The 18,042-nt window shown below is 42.7% G+C and carries 13 protein-coding genes and 1 rRNA gene; 4 read left to right on the top strand and 10 right to left on the bottom strand.

The genetic code is table 11. The features are described 5' to 3' along the window. Positions 1 to 39 precede the first annotated feature (39 nt). Positions 40 to 486, bottom strand: a complete 447-nt coding sequence (locus tag AAH582_RS19785; RefSeq protein ID WP_343319889.1) for a MarR family winged helix-turn-helix transcriptional regulator — start codon at positions 484 to 486, stop codon at positions 40 to 42. Between the two features lie 129 nt (positions 487 to 615). Between AAH582_RS19785 and AAH582_RS19780 the strand changes: the two genes are divergently transcribed. After that, the gene (locus tag AAH582_RS19780) at positions 616 to 1,101 is read left to right on the top strand and encodes a hypothetical protein (protein WP_343319887.1); all 486 of its coding nucleotides are present in this window, start codon (positions 616 to 618) and stop codon (positions 1,099 to 1,101) included. Between the two features lie 111 nt (positions 1,102 to 1,212). Next, positions 1,213 to 1,722 (top strand): hypothetical protein, encoded by a 510-nt coding sequence (locus AAH582_RS19775; protein WP_343319885.1) that lies wholly within the window; start codon positions 1,213 to 1,215, stop codon positions 1,720 to 1,722. Between the two features lie 71 nt (positions 1,723 to 1,793). Here AAH582_RS19775 and AAH582_RS19770 read toward each other — a convergent pair whose 3' ends face one another. The 4 genes from AAH582_RS19770 to AAH582_RS19755 all read right to left on the bottom strand — a co-directional run bounded on the left by AAH582_RS19770 (position 1,794) and on the right by AAH582_RS19755 (position 9,421). Continuing rightward, entirely contained in the window at positions 1,794 to 5,108 is a 3,315-nt protein-coding gene (locus tag AAH582_RS19770) for a DEAD/DEAH box helicase (RefSeq protein ID WP_343319884.1), read from the bottom strand. Between the two features lie 9 nt (positions 5,109 to 5,117). Continuing rightward, positions 5,118 to 7,187, bottom strand: a complete 2,070-nt coding sequence (locus AAH582_RS19765; protein ID WP_343319882.1) for a TonB-dependent receptor — start codon at positions 7,185 to 7,187, stop codon at positions 5,118 to 5,120. A gap of 18 nt (positions 7,188 to 7,205) precedes the next feature. Then, positions 7,206 to 8,003 (bottom strand): hypothetical protein, encoded by a 798-nt coding sequence (locus AAH582_RS19760; RefSeq protein ID WP_343319880.1) that lies wholly within the window; start codon positions 8,001 to 8,003, stop codon positions 7,206 to 7,208. 107 nt (positions 8,004 to 8,110) lie between these two features. Further along, the gene (locus tag AAH582_RS19755; protein WP_053003481.1) at positions 8,111 to 9,421 is read right to left on the bottom strand and encodes a BamA/TamA family outer membrane protein; all 1,311 of its coding nucleotides are present in this window, start codon (positions 9,419 to 9,421) and stop codon (positions 8,111 to 8,113) included. A gap of 196 nt (positions 9,422 to 9,617) precedes the next feature. On the opposite strand from AAH582_RS19755, the gene AAH582_RS19750 reads away from it, so the two are divergent. After that, a complete protein-coding gene (locus AAH582_RS19750) occupies positions 9,618 to 11,498 on the top strand; it encodes a M1 family metallopeptidase (protein ID WP_343319877.1) in 1,881 nt (626 codons plus the stop codon). A gap of 121 nt (positions 11,499 to 11,619) precedes the next feature. Here the strand turns inward: AAH582_RS19750 and AAH582_RS19745 are convergent, their stop codons facing one another. From AAH582_RS19745 to AAH582_RS19725, 5 genes are all read right to left on the bottom strand, one after another. Then, a complete protein-coding gene (locus tag AAH582_RS19745) occupies positions 11,620 to 12,231 on the bottom strand; it encodes an alpha-ketoglutarate-dependent dioxygenase AlkB family protein (protein ID WP_046671790.1) in 612 nt (203 codons plus the stop codon). Positions 12,232 to 12,253: 22 nt separating this feature from the next. Continuing rightward, positions 12,254 to 13,090 (bottom strand): bifunctional transcriptional activator/DNA repair enzyme AdaA, encoded by an 837-nt coding sequence (locus AAH582_RS19740; protein ID WP_343319874.1) that lies wholly within the window; start codon positions 13,088 to 13,090, stop codon positions 12,254 to 12,256. A gap of 67 nt (positions 13,091 to 13,157) precedes the next feature. Further along, positions 13,158 to 13,457, bottom strand: a complete 300-nt coding sequence (locus tag AAH582_RS19735) for a SelT/SelW/SelH family protein (protein ID WP_112375641.1) — start codon at positions 13,455 to 13,457, stop codon at positions 13,158 to 13,160. 224 nt (positions 13,458 to 13,681) lie between these two features. After that, the gene (gene ygiD / locus AAH582_RS19730; RefSeq protein ID WP_197083953.1) at positions 13,682 to 14,539 is read right to left on the bottom strand and encodes a 4,5-DOPA dioxygenase extradiol; all 858 of its coding nucleotides are present in this window, start codon (positions 14,537 to 14,539) and stop codon (positions 13,682 to 13,684) included. A gap of 137 nt (positions 14,540 to 14,676) precedes the next feature. Continuing rightward, a complete protein-coding gene (locus AAH582_RS19725; protein ID WP_046671787.1) occupies positions 14,677 to 15,510 on the bottom strand; it encodes a helix-turn-helix transcriptional regulator in 834 nt (277 codons plus the stop codon). 946 nt (positions 15,511 to 16,456) lie between these two features. Between AAH582_RS19725 and AAH582_RS19720 the strand changes: the two genes are divergently transcribed. After that, positions 16,457 to 17,985 (top strand): 16S ribosomal RNA (locus AAH582_RS19720). Positions 17,986 to 18,042: the final 57 nt, after the last annotated feature.

The following is an 18,042-nucleotide window of genomic DNA, read 5'->3' as shown; positions in this document are numbered from 1 at the left end:
TTACTTTTCTTCTTTTTTTGAAAATCAGGACTCCCGATACTATTGCTTCTCAATAATGGCGGTCAATTTTTCGAGAGTTTCTGTAATTTCCAATACTTTGTTTTCTGCTATCTCCTGTAGGATCACACGGTAAAGTTCTTGCTGGACAGGGTCTAACAATGTCCTATATTCGTCTCCCTTTACCGTTAATTCGATTAAATTATTTCGTCTGTCATTGGGATCGCTGACGCGCCTAACCAGGTCCCGTTTACACAGGTTATCAATCAGCGGAGTAACACTAGCTTTGTTTTTTTGTATCGCTGTAGCTATATCTTGCTGATTCATTTGCTCCTTTTTCCACAGTGCTGCCAATACTTGCAACATTTCGTAGGTGATATCCAATTGCTGTTCCTTTATTTTCTGGATATAGTATTGTTTTAAGCTCGTCCGTAAAGCAATGATACTGTCCACTAAGGGTTTTACTGGATTCATGGATTCGTTTTTCATAATACAAAGTTAAATATAAAACAGTTAAATATCAAACTAATTTGCTTTAGTTAAAAATGTGTTAAAGATGAGTGCTTTAGCGAGGGATGGCATTTTATTTGGGAGTACTTGAACGAAAGGAAAAAAGATATGTTAGGAGTTGAATTAATCTTCTTTAAACGTTGCCTACTGCCACTGCTGATTTTAGGAGGTGGGATTAGTACTGTAAGGGCGCAGCAAATGCATGCTTTTAATAACTTAGAAACCGATTATCATTTTGTATATCGGTGGTTAGATCCATTCTTCCCTTTAAGCCCTCAGGTAGATGCGATGAGCTTATACGTTGCACGAAGTGATAAAGAGCCTGAACAGCTGGAGAAAATAAAAACGTCAACGGGAAAACAGCGTTTTACGGGCAGGGTGAGTGAGCGGATATATGAAGGCTCGGAAGTAACTGCCAGCGCTGGAGAATCGTTTGAGAATATAACCTATAGGTCCACTAATTCACCCACGCGGTATCGTGTTGCAATTGATCGACGCATTAACGAGCGTTATAATGGAAAGCCTGTATTTATAGATGCGAAGGGGGTAAAATATATAATTGATTCGAAATTTAGAAAACAAGTTGTTGAATAATTCCTTGGCTAAGTTAAAAGTATGTTAAAAATGTTTTGTTCAAGAAATTAAATCAAAATATGGCATTTGTATTGTACTTTTATTTACAATTATTTAAATAACAATTGAGTTATGAAAGCAATAAATCGTTTCAAAAAAATCACAGCTGCATTAGCTTTGATCGCTGCAGTGGGATTGGGACAATCCTATGCACAAACGGCTCCCAAAAAAATGGAAAAGGAAGCCAAAAAGTCTGAACAAAAAGTAAAAGAAGTAAAGACTAAAGCCAACGAGGCCGAAACGAAAACGAAGGCAGCACCGGTGAAAGCTACAGCGAAGAAGGAAGCTGCAGTCAAAGAGAAGAAGGAAGCTGCAGTCAAGGAGCAGCCAGCGCAGACAAAAAAGATGGCTGACACAAAAACACTGCCAGCCGCACCGATGGAAGCGAAGGAAAAAGCCGTGAAAAAAGAAAGTGCTAAAGCTGAAAAAAAAGTTACTGCTGTTAAAAAAGATGCGGTAGCTGCAGCTGATAAAGCGACTAGTGAAAAATACAACGGCCATACCATCTATGTCGGTCCAAAAGGAGGAAGATACTATATCAACGGAAATGGTAACAAAACATACATTTCTGACAAAAAATAAAGAGCAGCTGTAAACGAATTATAGTAAAAAAAGGGAACATCGATTGATGTCCCTTTTTTGTTTTCAATAGTTTACCGTAACAAATTCATTAAATAGTTTTTGTCCAGATAAAAGGCATCTATACTTCCACCATCATCCAAAATACTGTTGCTAATCTCCTTTTTATGTTGCTGTAAGGTTTGAATTTTATCTTCGACTGTGTTAGGGCTGATTAATCGAACAGCGGTAACCGTCTTTTGTTGTCCCATACGATAGATCCTGTCGATTGCCTGTTGTTCAACAGCAGGATTCCACCAGGGGTCTACCAGGTATACAACATCCGCTGCGGTAAGATTAAGTCCCGTACCACCGGCTTTGAGACTGACCAGAAAAACGGGAATATCCTTGTCGGATTGAAAGTCACTAACCAATTTACCTCGATCTTTGGATTGGCCTGTGAGCATCAGCGAACGAATACCTTGTTTGTCCAAAGCCTCTTTAATCAGGTTGAGCATACTGACAAACTGGGAAAACACGATCATTTTGTGCAGGTCTTTTTTATGCTGAATCTGTTCGATAAGCATTTCGATTTTGGCAGAGTCTGCAGCAGTAGTCAGATCTTCATTTTGGAGAAGTTTGCTTGAATTACATATCTGGCGCAATTTTGTTAGGCCTTTTAGCACATGCATGGGGCTTTTCTTGATTTCATCGCCATCTTTAGCAGAGATAAAATCCCGAAACTCTTTTTCATAAAGATCATAAATTCGCCGTTGGGCAGTTTTCATCTCACAGTAGAGGACCAGTTCATTTTTCGCAGGAAGATCACGCAATACATCCTGCTTTGTCCTCCGGAGAATAAAAGGCTTTATTTTCTCTTTTAGCACTTTTTTTCGCTTGCGGTCGTGGAAAGCATCTATAGGAGTCGTATAGACATCTTTGAAATATTTTTTGCTTCCTAGTAGACCTGGCACAATAAAGGAAAGCTGTGCATAAAGATCCATCGTATTATTCTCGATAGGAGTTCCCGTTAAGATGATGCGATTTCTTGATTTTAACAAATTTACGGTCTTGTATCGCTGGGAATCCGGGTTTTTGATTTGCTGCGATTCATCTAAGATGACATAATTGAAGGTTATTCGCTTTAGGATATTGATATCCGTCAGCAGGTTGTGATAAGAAATTAAAACCAGGTCGTATTGTTCAAACTGCAGCCCTTTCTCTATTCTATTTGGACCATCTAAGACCAGCGTTTGGAACGATGGAAGAAATTGTTGGATTTCATGCCGCCAATTAAAAATTAAGGTCGTGGGAAGTACAAGTAATGTTGGTGCAGATTGTCCCTTTGCTTTTTGAGTAGCCAGAAAGGCTAATATCTGGATTGTTTTGCCAAGTCCCATGTCATCGGCAAGACAAGCGCCAAAGTTAAGCCCGTCCAAGAAATGTAGCCATTGTAAGCCCTGCTGCTGATAAGGACGTAAGTTTCCGACAAAAGTGGGCGGTACCTGGACTTCGGATAGCGAGGGAAAATGAGCGAGCTGCTTTCTCAAGGTGCTGAGCTCTGCCAACACGATGGGGTCTAGCTCCGCTTGTTCAAATAATTGATCGATCTCATTGAATTTGTATTTTGGAATTTCAATGAAATCATCAGCTATCGATTCGGCAGCATTAAAATAGGCCTCAAATTTATCGAGCCACTGTTGCGGTAAAATCCCCTGGGTGCCATCATCCAAGGTAATAAATTGCGAGCGGTTCCGTACCGCCTTTTCAAGTTTTTTTAGCGAGACACTTTTGGGGCCAAATGACACCTTTATATTGGCATTGAACCAATTTTGTCCACTGAGGACCTCCACATGTATTTTTCCTTTAAAACGACTTAATTTATTTCCACGTAGCGCATTAAATCCAATGATCTGTATCCCTTGATGCTGCCACTCCTCAAAAGCATCCAGAAACCAGTTGCTGTCCAGAAAGTATTTGCGGTGCAGATAAAAATGCTGAAAGCTTCCCTCATCCATTTGCTCCTGAAAATAGGGATGCTGTTTCAGTAACAGTGAAATAACTTTTGTTTCAGCTTCACGTTTCCGATCGACCAAAAATTGCGTACCCTTGCTGTCCGTGCCAAATATATTCCGCTTACTTAAAATGGGAATTTCGACCTCACCATAACGCATAACAGGAATAAGGTTGACAAAATCTTCCGATTCCTCCAAAAACAAAAGGGGCTGCATGTCCTGATAATACAGGTTTTCCTTCAACTGTGGCTTGCTTGCTTTTGGAATATCTTTAAAATTCAACTCCACGGAATGTGCGATCTGTTCCAAAAACAACCTGTTGAACTCTTCGAACTTACGTTGATGGATCAACAATTGTTCCCCCTTGTTGCCAAATAAACGGATCAACTTAAGGTGATGTTTATTCTCAATCAGAAAAAGTTGATTTTTGATGAGAATAAAATGGTCCAAAAGAACAACTAAATCCTGTAAACTGTAGGCGATGGTATGGATATGAATTTCTCCCTGAATGGCATAAAACGCACCTTTTTTTGTAATAAAGAGCTTAATATCACCTTTGTTTAGGCTTAATTGTACCCGCGATAATGTGGAGGCTGTAATATTTTCGGATTTCTCATAGTCATGCAGGTAAAAATCGAGATGTAAGGGGTTTTTTGCAATCGCCTTCAGGCTGGAGCTAATATCAATATCCTGTTGCACAGCTTGAGAAAATTGATAAACAGCTGTGTAAAATTGCATTTCCTCAATCGAGCTGCTTTGCCAGATATGAGACTGGCTCTCACTGGAAGAAACCGGGTTTTTTGGTACGCCGGATTTCGTCATGGGGGATTGACACAGGAGTATTTGTAGATTTTTGTAATACCGGTTGCGCGTTAACACCACAAAATGATGTTGCTGTTCGACTGTCGTCTTGGCCTTTGGGGCAAGAGATTCCTCCACGAGATCAAAGTCATCGATAGAGGTTAACTGTTTGTCTTTTAACAGAAACTCCAGCTTCCCCGCTTTGATCTGTGCGGAAAAGTAGTTTTCTAGGGATGATTCCTTCTCCAGCCCATACTGTGTCGCAACTTTCTTGAGAAGATGCTGATAGCGGTTGTGGTCAAAAAATGCCAGCCAGTTCTCCTGTGTAAATAATTTACTTAAAGCCGCCTTTTGATGACGACAGAATCCACTTTGTGGACAATTGCAAAAGACGGCTGTTGTGGGTGCCGTATAAATGATCATCACTTCAAAATCTGTGTAATTCTCCAGTACCTGAAAAGTTGCCTGATTGACCTCCATCTCCATCGCATTGACCTGGAAATGAGCCAGTGTCAGGTCCATCCAAGGAAAATAAGAATAGCGGCTCACCTTGGTGAAATCGATATCGGTCAATATGTACTGATGGAATTCCATGATCCTTGATTAAAAATTAAAACTCATTCCGCCATAATAATTACGTAATGGGGCAGGATTAAAATACCGTCCTCCAAAAGCATTGATATCGTTTCCAAGACTATATTTTTGATTGAGTAGATTGTCGGCCCCTACAAAAAATCTGATTTTATACTGTGAACAGACAGCTTTGCTCCAGGATAATTTGCCTTGCAAAAGATGATACCGTTTTGCATAAACAGTGTTTGCATCGTCCAGTGGTATTGCGGCTGTTAAATTGGAAAGAAGATCCAATTGGAATTCATTCGGGAAGAGTATATTCAACGAATTTACCCATACCGTTTTAGGGACCGCAGGGAGTTTATTGTCCTTATAGTTTTTGTCGCCTATCTGATAGGTTTTGAAACTGTAGTCGTTGAGGGAAAAATTACTGGTCAGTTGTAGGCTACGGACCATACCGGTCGCTTGAGGCCTGATCAAATAGACGAATAGCGATGCTTCCAGTCCCTTTTGGTTTATTTTACCCGCATTTTGAAAATATTCTGCACCATTGTCCCGTACCTGCCGGATAATAGCATTATTCATTTGATAGGTGTAGGCCGCTGCATCTAAAATAATCCGCCGATTCCACAAATGCCAACGCAGTCCCAGTTCGTGGTTTGTACCTGTTTCTGGCTTCAGCATCGTATTAATTGTATTGTCTGACGAGCGTACCTCAGCAACAGTTGGTGCAGAGAAACCTTTAGAAATCGAGGCTCTTAGTGCGAACATTGGTGTGATCAAATACGATAGAGCAGCTCGTGGCATCCATGTACTTCCGAAGTCAATGTTTTCTTTGTCCTCCTGTGGAACAGGGTAACGTTGCTGGTAGCTAATTTTATTCTCATTTAATCCGAGTGACAGCTCTACCTGAAGACGCTCCAGCCACTCCAGCTGGGTGCGTGCAAAAAATGATTGCTGACTGTTTTCCAATTTGTCCTTGGCCTGAGGATCGGTAGCGACACCTTGGGCGTTGTCATAATTGTCGATAGCATACCAACCCTTTTGCGCTTCCAATCCCAGTTGGACTTCATATTTTAAATCTCTGCTCAACAGATCTGCATAAGATAAATACAGGCGCGTTCCTAAGTTCTTTTCATCTCTTTTCTCGTAATTGGTGATGAAGGGATTTTTGATCTGATTGGATGAACCAAATACACTCGCGAATAAGGTCATCTTAGAACTGAGATGCGTCTGGTTGCTCAGTCCACCAAAGAATGTTTTATCGTAGATTGCTGCTTTTTGTTCAGCAGCACCAGGGTTTGGTCCGCCCTTTGGCCGGGCTTGCCTGCGGTCGCTTTCCATTTGCGCTGCGGTGAGCCCTCCCGGAGTTTGGTAACCGAGATCCGAATAGAGGCCCGTGAATTTTAATTCGGATGTTTTTGCGTATTGCCAATTGTAATTGAGCTGGATATTCTTTTTGTTTAAGGCTGAATTTTGGCGATAACCGTCACTTCTCGTCCAACTCTGATTGATGGCAAGTTGTTGCGTCTTGCTGACGGGTAATATTGCATTCAGCTGTTCCTGGAAAAGACCGTAGGAGCCTCCCGTTAATTGGAGATTGACTTGAGGTTGTGTAGATCGATCAAATCCTTTACTATATAAGGAGAGTACACCGCCTGAATTGGCCCCGTAGATCGATCCGTCCGGACCTTTAAATATATTGATTTGCTCGATTGCATAGGGATCGAGCACGTTAAGATAGGTGTTCCCGCCGGCGTCAGTAAGCGGAAAGTCATCCAGATAGATTTTGACATTGCGAACACCAAAAGGCGAGCGGATCATACTCCCACGGAGTGCAAGCCGGTAACTTCCAGGAGAACGTTCTTCCATCCGTAAACCTGGTACCCTGTTCATTGCCGAAACCAGAGAGGGCGACTGCTGGGATTGGATCGCTTGGCTGCTTAACACAGCCGCAGAAGATGTCAATCGCAGGAGCGGTTGTTTATTGAAGTAGGCCTTCACTTCGACTTGTTCTAGCCGATTAGTCGTAGTATCCACTTCTTGCGCATATAATTTGCTACATAAACCAAGGGTAGCAAGTAGGTAATATCTTTTCATCGTTCGGGTTAGTTCGGCTTAGTCTGCAAATTCTTGACTGAAATAAATTTCAAAAACCTGCTTTTTCATATTGTATTTTAAGCATTGAAAATTCGCATATACGGAGCTCGTCGGTACACAAAGACTGTTGGCCATGGCATCTTTTGAGATGTTTTTGTTCAGACATCCCTGCTGCAAATCAAAGTTTCTGTTCGTAGAAATATCGGTCACATTAAAGGAATTGTCGTCAATCAGGTAATTTGAATTGTTTAAACGAATATAATCCTCTTGATAAATCAGTTCGGAAGCCACGAGATAATCGAGGGTTCCAAAGCCGGATGAACAATCCAGATTCTGAAGGGTATTGACAACTTTTAATTCTTTATACAATGTGTTGAATGTATTGTTTTTACGATCCGATAGGATGATTTCGATGCGATGATTATCTTTATTGTACACAATATACCCAAGGTCATCGGCACCATTTTCAAAGATATTCCCTTTAGTGATCGCTAAAACAGCTAAGTTGGGATGCCCAAGAAAATAATCCTTCTGGTCCGCAGGTAGTGTCGTCGTTAACTTCTGATGAAGTTTATCGAAGAGACTTGCATCATTCATTTTCATTAACTGCTGCGCTTGTTCTTTTACCCTGCCTTCAAAACGTGGGCTATCGTAGCTCGACGTATCCGATGGGAGCGACGCGGAGGCAGGAAGGGCTACTTGTTCTTTCTTTTGGTCTTCACTTTTCGTTGATGTTGGTGTTGGCGTCTTTGCTTGATGACAGGAAACAAGACCTAAACATAATGGAATGTATAAAAAAAAGGTTTTTAAATTCATGATGAAGTATCGTCAATGCCTATGCAGTCACTCTTCATGCAGAGAAAGAGCAACAACATCGGCTAATTTAGTTATTTTATGGCAAAGAAAGCTGCCGTAGCCTGGAATTAGAACGCTTCATTCAGCCCCAAAAAGAAACCACGGGAACCATATTTTCCAAAGGCATAGTCCAAACATAGATTTGTGCGTGTTGCTTTGTTAAAGAGAACCCGTAATCCGGCACCACCCCCAGGTTGCCACCTTTCAAAAAGTTTGGTGCCCAGTTCGTCGCTGGCAGTCTGTAGGTTAAAAAAAGCAGCTCCGCTCAAAAAGCGATTCTTTAAAATTGGGAAGCGGTATTCTGTTTCAGCATAACCGAAAGAAATTCCTTTAAAATAACCGATGGTATAACCGCGGCCGCTTCTGACGGCTACGTCCCTTCCTGTTCCTGGAAGATCAAAATAGGGAAGTGTACCACCAAGTTTATAGGAACCCCAATACCAGAAGGCGAGTACATGAGCCGGATCGGACTGGGATAGACTAAAGTATTTGCGAAAGTCGGTGGTAAGCTGTACCGCACTCTTACTGCTGCCCAGCAATGTGGTGTTCCATCGCACACCGATATCCGAATAGATGCCCTTGTAAGGCCTGTTGGGATTGTCTCTGGTCATATATTGCATATTGAGCAGTAGGCCGTTGGAATTGTAACTGTCGGGCTCGAAGCCATGTTTTTCGGTGTAGATGGTATTGGGCGTAACGTTGCCATTGGGGCCGCTGCTGGTTATTTTCCGTCGTAAGTCAAACGCCAGTCCGGCCCCAACAAATAGCCCGTCGGCGATGCGTTTATAGACTTTTTCATTAAATGTAAATGCATTATATTTTGCGCCGTATTTCTTATGGTCGGGGTTGGCAAGAATCTCTTCATCGGCATTGTTCCATTTCCCATGGGGAGTCATGCCCAGCCCTGCGTCTAAAGCCACCATTTTGACAAGTGCAAAAGCACCCTGAAAATTTAGTTTGTTGTTCGGAGTAAATACATTGTGGCTGATATAGAAGACCATAATATTTTTCGTGGTGATCGAGGCGGATGTCGCTGCGATCGACATGGTCGTTGTTTTGGGATCACCCAGTACTTTCCCGGCGACAGCCTTGATTCCAATCTGGCCACCAATGGTTGGGTTGTAAGCAATGTTGGGCATTAAGGTGATGGGAGAACGTTTACTTGCATGTTCCTTTTTTCGTTTGGGATGTATTATTCTTCCGATGAGATCCGATATATCGTATTGACTGGCCAAGGCAGAGTCACGCTGCTGTTTGTACTGCGCAACAGAGTCTGCTTTCACATCAGTTTGGGCTGCAAGGAGTGTAGGGATTGAAATTAAAAGTATTCCTAAAAAAGCGTATCGGAAGAAATCGTTATAACGTAAAAGTTGATGCATACATTCGGGCTTATCTTAAAACTAAACGTAAAAAAAAATAAAATGTTTTCTCCGGCACTTGGAGCCTGTCTTTTTGATGGTTGAACAAATGCGAATAGGGTATTGTGTTGGAGAAGTTTATTTTTCTGGCGAAGCTGTAGAATTAAACTTGCAAATCACAGCAAATTTATCTTAGTTTGATTATTTAAACTAGGATATGATAGGACGCACTATATTGAATTACGGATTGACGTTGCTTTTATTGACGGGGGCTGCTCATGCACAAGAACTGTATACCCCAAGGAATATTCAGCAAGCGATCGCAAAGGGGACCCGTACCACAACGGGCACACCGGGAAAAAACTATTGGCAGAATTTTGGGAAGTATGATGTGCGGGTGCAATTGGATCCGGCTACAAAGACGGTGAGTGGAACAGAGACTATTCTGTACACAAACCATAGTCCCGATACATTGAATCGCTTGGCTATCCGATTTGTCAACAATGTGCACAAACCCAATGCGGTACGTGCGGCATACGCTTCGGACGATTACCTAACTTCGGGTCTAAAGATAAAGTCGTTTAAACTAAATGGTCAAGTTTACGACGTAAACAGCAAGGACTGGGGAACGGTGAAGTTAGGCGATTTTGGGCAGAAAATCCTTCCGGGAAGTACTGCAACGTTGGACATTAGCTGGGAATACCCTTTATCTGCCGAAAGCGACCGTGAAGGACTGCTGAATGCGTCTACCTTTTATTGTGCTTACGCGTATCCGCGTGTGTCTGTATACGACGATTACAATGGCTGGGATCTGCTGGAACATAATGGCCGACAAGAATTCTACAATGGTTTCAACGATTATCAATTTGAGATATCCGTTCCGAAGAACTTTGTTGTGTGGGCGACAGGTGAATTGACCAATGCCGCTGATGTACTGCAGAAACCTATTCTGGACCGTTTCGAAAAATCAAAAGTTAGCGATACCCCAATACATATCGCGACTGATGCTGAAATGAAATCGGGGAAGGTGACAGCGCAAGAAGCCTGGAATAAGTGGAAATTCAAAGCAAGCTATGTACCTGATTTTTGTTTCAGTGTGAGTGACAATTATATCTGGGATGGCGGGAGTGTAGATTTGGAAAGCAAGCGCGTGAGTGTGCAATCCAGCTATGTCGCCGGAACGCCAGATTTTGAACAATATATTGGCTGGCAACAATACTGCATTAACTGGTTTTCTAAAAATTGGCCTGGTGTCACCTATCCATACCCAACAATGACGGCCGTTCAGGGATTTGCAGATATGGAATATCCGATGATGATCAACGATTCGAGTGTTCCTGATAATCTTGTGGATGCACGGCAAACAGCAGACCATGAAATTGCACATACTTATTTTCCTTTTTACATGGGTATCAATGAGACGAGATACGGTTATATGGATGAAGGCTGGGCTACTGCATTGGAATTCTGGATCGGAAATGCAGAGATCGGTGCCGAAAAAAACAAAGAGCTTTTTAAGGATGCTCGCGTAAAGCGCTATATTTTTGACCCTTCTACAGAAGAAGATCAACCCCTGATTACGATGACCTCTCAGTTAAGTGGTTTAGGGTATGGTAATAATGCTTACATCAAGGCCGCGTTGTCTTATATTGCATTACGGGATTATCTGGGCGATGAACTGTTTAAAAAAGCATTACATCATTATATGGAGTTATGGCATGGAAAGCATCCTACGCCTTGGGACTTCTTTTACAGCATCAACGCCGGAGCTGGGCAAAATTTAAATTGGTATTGGAACAATTGGTATTTTACCAATAATTACATCGACCTTAAAGTGGATAGCTTTAAGCAACTCGGCGGTAAAAATACACTTACAATCACCAATGCAGGAGGATTTGCAATTCCGTTTGATGTGTTGATTACCTATGCGGATGGATCGGTGGAGACAAAACATCAAACTCCAGCAATTTGGCAACACAATGAAAAACAGACAAGCATGACTTGGAGTTCGACCAAAAAGGTGAAAAATATTACCTTGGACGGTGGTATTTTTATGGATTACACAGCTAAAGACAACAGCTGGAACGTTATAAAGTAACCCGATTGATCGTGTCAGCCTTTATGTTCTGAAAAGGTTGACACGATTGTTTACTGAATCCTGTTGTAGTCTGCGGAAAAATAGCTGTTCGTTGGTGTCAGCCTTGCCCCGCTACGAACGACTACAGCTGATCGATGCTTCGAAATGTCAGATTGATTCGTGCGCTGAATGCCTTCTTTGTCGGTGGAAGCCGATGCAGCCAATAGGTTTGTGTAACACCTTTCATCACCAATAAACTTCCATGCCCCAAGATGATGTCTATTTTTTCTTTGCTCGTTTTGTGTTTAAAAGCGAATTTCCGTTCAGCACCAAAGCTTAAAGAAGCAATTGCTCCATTTTTTTTGAGATCTTTTTCACCATCACTGTGCCAGGCCATTCCTTCGTCGCCATTGTGGTACAGATTCAACAGGCAGGAATTATAGGTTTCCTGTGTTTGCTCTTCGGCAATTTTTTTCAGTTCAAGAAGTTCCTGTGTCCAGGGAAGCGCCCTTTTAGTGGTGTTGGAATAACTATATTCGAAAGCCTGATCGCCATACCAAGCCACCTTTCGCTTGGTGACGATTTCATTTCCAAAAATAATGGCGCGATCATTTACCCATTCGATCGAGTCCATGAGTTTATCAAAATAGTGGTTTGCTTCCTGCGGAGACAGTATTTTGCCATAATAATTGACAGTCCCATCGTAAGGGAGTAGATTTCTATTGCCATCGAAGAGATTGTCGAAAAGTTCCATGTTATCGTATTGTGTGTGTTTACTAAATAGCGGTATGTAAAGTCTCCCATCCGATAATCGCTGTTTTCCGCATCGGATCCCATCGGTAGCCGCCAAATATTCCGCTGTTTTGTATCACCCGATGACAAGGGATAAGGTAAGCGATCGGATTGCTTCCGATAGCTGTACCGACAGCACGGGAGGCCTTGGGGTTTCCGATTTGAGAAGCGATGGCACCGTAGGTACTTAAGTTACCCATAGGGATTTTTAATAAAGCTTCCCAGACCTTCAATTGAAAATCAGTGCCTTTTAAATGCAATTTTACCTGACGGATGTCTTTGTCTTGTGGATTTAATGCTTTGAGTGCATTTTCGTGCATGCTATTTCCCTGTTGTAGGTATGTTGCGTTCGGAAACCGTTGCTGAAGAGAGTCAAAAGCTGTTAAGTTGTCATCCGCGTAGGCGATATGACAAATACCTTTAGAAGTGGATGCAATGAGCATTGTGCCGAATAAGCTCTGATAATAGGCGTAGGAAATCAATAGATTGGAGCCTTCATTTTTATATTCAGCGGGAGTCATCCCCTCAATATTGATGAATAGCTCATGAAGTCTACTGCTGCTGGAAAGGCCAAGCTGGAATGTTGTTTCAGCAATGTTATTTTCCTTGAGCAATGATTTTGCATGATTTATACTCACATACTGTAAGAATTTCTTGGGACTTGTACCTGCCCATGCGGTAAACATGCGTTGAAAATGAGCTTCACTCATGTAAACATGAGAAGCGATCTGACCCAATGTAGGCTGTGTCTTAAAGTTTTCCTGTAAGAAATGTATGGCCTTGGCGATACGTTGAAAATCTACTTCTTGTTGAATAGTCATGATTGTTCATTTAATTTATACAAAGTTGCTAATAAGAAGAAGTCTTTAAAATCCGATTTATGCTAAATTAAATGTTGGATGAAGGAGATTTGTCCGAATGACCCAAGGATTTATCTGGTGCAACTAGATCGCGGATCAGTTGTTTGAGTTCTTTTATTTCGGGGAATCGACCCGCTCTTTTTCGATCGAAAATCTCCTGATCCGCTACCCGTACGGTATAACGGCCTGCAATTTCGCTGGGGACCAGCATAACGCCATGGATTTCATCCGTGAACGAACTCAGCACCTCCTGCGCCATATAGGCGGCACGCAGCATCCAATTGCATTTTGGACAATATTCAATTTCAATAACAGGTTTTGTTGCCATGAGTTAAGTTAAAGTGCGTTGTTTTGTTTTAAACAAATTTATCGATCCTAGCGCTGCAATCAAAGCGCTTTTTGTCATGGAAATTTCGAGATCATTTCCAACTCGTTGGAGTATAGTGTAAAACCCGTCCATTTCATATAAAGGCCGCCTATTCCAATGGTCTTTTACTCGGTCAATGGAATGGGCGGCTCGTTTTGGATACACCCGATAGGTGTGCTGGAGGCTTACCCGATTTTCAAAGAAGTCATGGTCAGCGATCCAGCCACTGAATTGTCGTTGAAGAGAAACAGCTCGTCATTTTTCTCCTGTAAACCCAAGGTATAGATTAAAGGGAGGTAATGTTCAGGCGTCGGAATTGCCAAGTCAAACTCTTTGCCCTGTTTTCTGAAATCGATGAGCGCCTGATGATTGCCGTTCTGGATGAATTGCTTCATTTTTTCGTTGGCTATCGTGGCCCACTCATACGCATAGCCTGCCGTATCGAGTTTGTCCCAGGCGACCATCCGTAAATTGTGCACCATATTGCCACTCCCTATAATGAGCACCCCTTTTTTTCTTAGCGCGTTTAATTGCTGTGCAATCTCGTAATGGTATGCTGCAGGCTGTGTGTAATCGATGCTCATTTGAATAATTGGAACGTCTGCATCAGGATATAGATGTTTGACGACTGACCAGGAACCATGGTCCAACCCCCATTTGTCGTCGAGGTGAACATCCGCTTTGCTGACGACACGTTGCGTTTCCAAAGCGAGTGCTGGGCTTCCTGGAGCTGGATATTGGACATCAAAGAGTGCCTGAGGAAAGCCGCCAAAATCATGAATTGTGGCGGGGTGCTCCATCGCTGTGACAAATGTTCCACGTGTTTCCCAGTGTGCGGAAACAACAAGAATCGCCTTCGGTTTCTCGAAAGTTTGACCTATTTTTTTGAAGCCCTGCACAAATTCGTTGTCCTCTATGGCGTTCATGGGACTTCCATGTCCTAAAAATAAGACCGGAAATTTATCCGTTGCCTCTAGTTCCTCGGAAAATTTATAGAGTGAGTTTGCTTTATGTGCTACTCCAGCTAATGGTAATGTTGCCATAATTTTAATAAAATCCTTTCTACGCATTTGATATGATGTGACTGCGTCAATTTTTACTACAAAGGTAGGGGATGGGGCTGGCTAGGCGGTATAACTATCTTGTCAATCTGTTGTACTATTCGGAAATCTGTCGTACGCTATTCGGAAATAAGTTTTTGAATTTCATTTCTAAATTCCGAAGGCGTCATGCCGGCTTTCTTTTTGAAGACATTGGTAAAGTAAGCTTTGTCTTGGTAGCCGAGTTCAAAGCCGATTTCCGAGATCGTTTTAGTCGTTGTCAACAAGAGGTTTTTTGCTTCAATAAGTTTCCGTGTTTCGATGATCTCAGAAACGCTTTGTTGTAATATGCTCTGACAAATTAAATTTAGGTTTCTTGCGGACATAAAAAGCTTCTCTGCGTAAAAATTAACGCCTTCGGGACGGCGGTAGTTCTCTTCCAATATAGATAGAAAGCTTGTGAACGTTGTACTCTGGTTTTTTAATTGCTGTTGGCTGTCTGGAAATTGCCTTTTCCGTTCAGATTCAATCATGGTAAAGATAGTGCTCAATAGCTGTTTGATGACGGCATAATCTACGCTCGTTTGTAAGCATTCCTGCTGCATTAGTTCACATAAGATCGTCAATCTGCCGAAGCAATTGGGGCTGGCAAAGGTTAAGGTTGCATTTTCATGAAAGTGGGCGTAGAGCTGGAATGTCGTTTCGGGGATAAATTCACTTTTAAATCGAATGACCCAAAATTCAATACTACCGTTATGCAAAAGAGGTTTAACGCGGTGGGTTTTGCCCTGAGTGACAAAACTTATAAAAGGAGCGGTGTAGGTTGTTGTTTTAAAATCGATAAAATGCTCGAGCTTTCCTGTTACACCAATAATCAATTCCTCGAAATCATGTTGATGTATTTCGTTTTTGGATTGCTGTATGCGCAATGCCTCGTCGGCATCAACTTTATAAATTTTGAAAAGTCCGTTCAAAATAAGGAAGATTTTAATTTGCTATTTACGAATATACGGTTTCAATTACATATTGTTTGTCAAAGACTATTTGGCTTTTCATATTGATGTTTTGCTTGTTTCAGCGACAGTTTTGACAAAAGGGGAAGTCTGTTGTTACGTCGCTTAGGTTCAAATTGTATACTGATTTGTAATTAACACCATTATAGTACCGTTTTAACAGGGGGTTAATAGGGGTAGAACCCCTGATAAACCCCTGTTAACCCCCTGTTATCCCCCTGTAATACCCCTATTAATTATTAACAAAAGTTGAACGGAATTGATAATAGATCCGGTGCGAAGCCTGCCTGCATAATATTTATGATTAACGTGGGTTCTCAGAAGGCCCATTCCGGACTAGGATCAGCCATCCCAGCCTTCCGACCACCTTTTTTACAAAAAGAATCTCGCACCGTTACAGGCAGTTAAGGGGAAAATGAAATAAATAAGAACAAAAGGCTTGGAAGTTTGTTAACAATCTCCCTATCTTTGCACCACTCCGCAAGGGAGGGACGGTTGCTTCGCAGGAAGAAACCATGAAAAAAAGAAGGGTTTAAGGGAGTTTGGCAGGATTTAAAATCCCGCTGGGTTTATTTTAAACGCGGAAATCTGAAAAAGAGAAAAGAAAAAAACTTCAGAAAGTTTTTGGAAGTTCAGAAAAGATTTCTACCTTTGCAGTCCCAACGGAAACGAAGGGAAAAACGAAAAAGATAAAGAGGGGCGCAATGCCTGTCGGAATATAGCGGATACGGAAGTTGAAGCGGCAAAAGTTCTTTAAGAAAACACAATCATGTAAGCGTGACGAGTAGACAGACGAAAGTCGAAAGTCATGAACAAATTCAAGTAATTGTTCAATTCGATCCAAGATCAGAGATATAAAAAAAGAATTCTGATTATTATAAATAGTTGGAATCAAAAACTTCATTTTACAATGGAGAGTTTGATCTTGGCTCAGGATGAACGCTAGCGGCAGGCCTAATACATGCAAGTCGGACGGGATCCATCGGAGAGCTTGCTCGAAGATGGTGAGAGTGGCGCACGGGTGCGTAACGCGTGAGCAACCTACCTCTATCAGGGGGATAGCCTCTCGAAAGAGAGATTAACACCGCATAACATCAACAGTTCGCATGTTCGGTTGATTAAATATTTATAGGATAGAGATGGGCTCGCGTGACATTAGCTAGTTGGTAGGGTAACGGCTTACCAAGGCGACGATGTCTAGGGGCTCTGAGAGGAGAATCCCCCACACTGGTACTGAGACACGGACCAGACTCCTACGGGAGGCAGCAGTAAGGAATATTGGTCAATGGGCGGAAGCCTGAACCAGCCATGCCGCGTGCAGGATGACTGCCCTATGGGTTGTAAACTGCTTTTGTCCAGGAATAAACCTAAATACGTGTATTTAGCTGAATGTACTGGAAGAATAAGGATCGGCTAACTCCGTGCCAGCAGCCGCGGTAATACGGAGGATCCGAGCGTTATCCGGATTTATTGGGTTTAAAGGGTGCGTAGGCGGCCTGTTAAGTCAGGGGTGAAATACGGTGGCTCAACCATCGCAGTGCCCTTGATACTGATGGGCTTGAATCCATTTGAAGTGGGCGGAATAAGACAAGTAGCGGTGAAATGCATAGATATGTCTTAGAACTCCGATTGCGAAGGCAGCTCACTAAGCTGGTATTGACGCTGATGCACGAAAGCGTGGGGATCGAACAGGATTAGATACCCTGGTAGTCCACGCCCTAAACGATGATAACTCGATGTTGGCGATAGACAGCCAGCGTCCCAGCGAAAGCGTTAAGTTATCCACCTGGGGAGTACGCCCGCAAGGGTGAAACTCAAAGGAATTGACGGGGGCCCGCACAAGCGGAGGAGCATGTGGTTTAATTCGATGATACGCGAGGAACCTTACCCGGGCTTGAAAGTTAGTGAAGGGTGCAGAGACGCACCCGTCCTTCGGGACACGAAACTAGGTGCTGCATGGCTGTCGTCAGCTCGTGCCGTGAGGTGTTGGGTTAAGTCCCGCAACGAGCGCAACCCCTATGTTTAGTTGCCAGCATGTAATGGTGGGGACTCTAAACAGACTGCCTGTGCAAACAGCGAGGAAGGTGGGGACGACGTCAAGTCATCATGGCCCTTACGTCCGGGCTACACACGTGCTACAATGGATGGTACAGCGGGCAGCTACATAGCAATATGATGCTAATCTCTAAAAGCCATTCACAGTTCGGATTGGGGTCTGCAACTCGACCCCATGAAGTTGGATTCGCTAGTAATCGCGTATCAGCAATGACGCGGTGAATACGTTCCCGGGCCTTGTACACACCGCCCGTCAAGCCATGAAAGTTGGGGGTACCTAAAGCATGTTACCGCAAGGAGCGTGTTAGGGTAAAACCGATAATTGGGGCTAAGTCGTAACAAGGTAGCCGTACCGGAAGGTGCGGCTGGAATACCTCCTTTCTAGAGTATCGCAGATCGGTGCTCGTCACGTTACATATGATTGCAAGAAGAAAAAAC

This window comes from Sphingobacterium multivorum (assembly GCF_039511225.1).
Taxonomy (GTDB): Bacteria; Bacteroidota; Bacteroidia; order Sphingobacteriales; family Sphingobacteriaceae; genus Sphingobacterium.
Note: the sequence above shows the minus strand (reverse complement) of the source record. Positions and strands in the feature narration are given on the sequence as shown.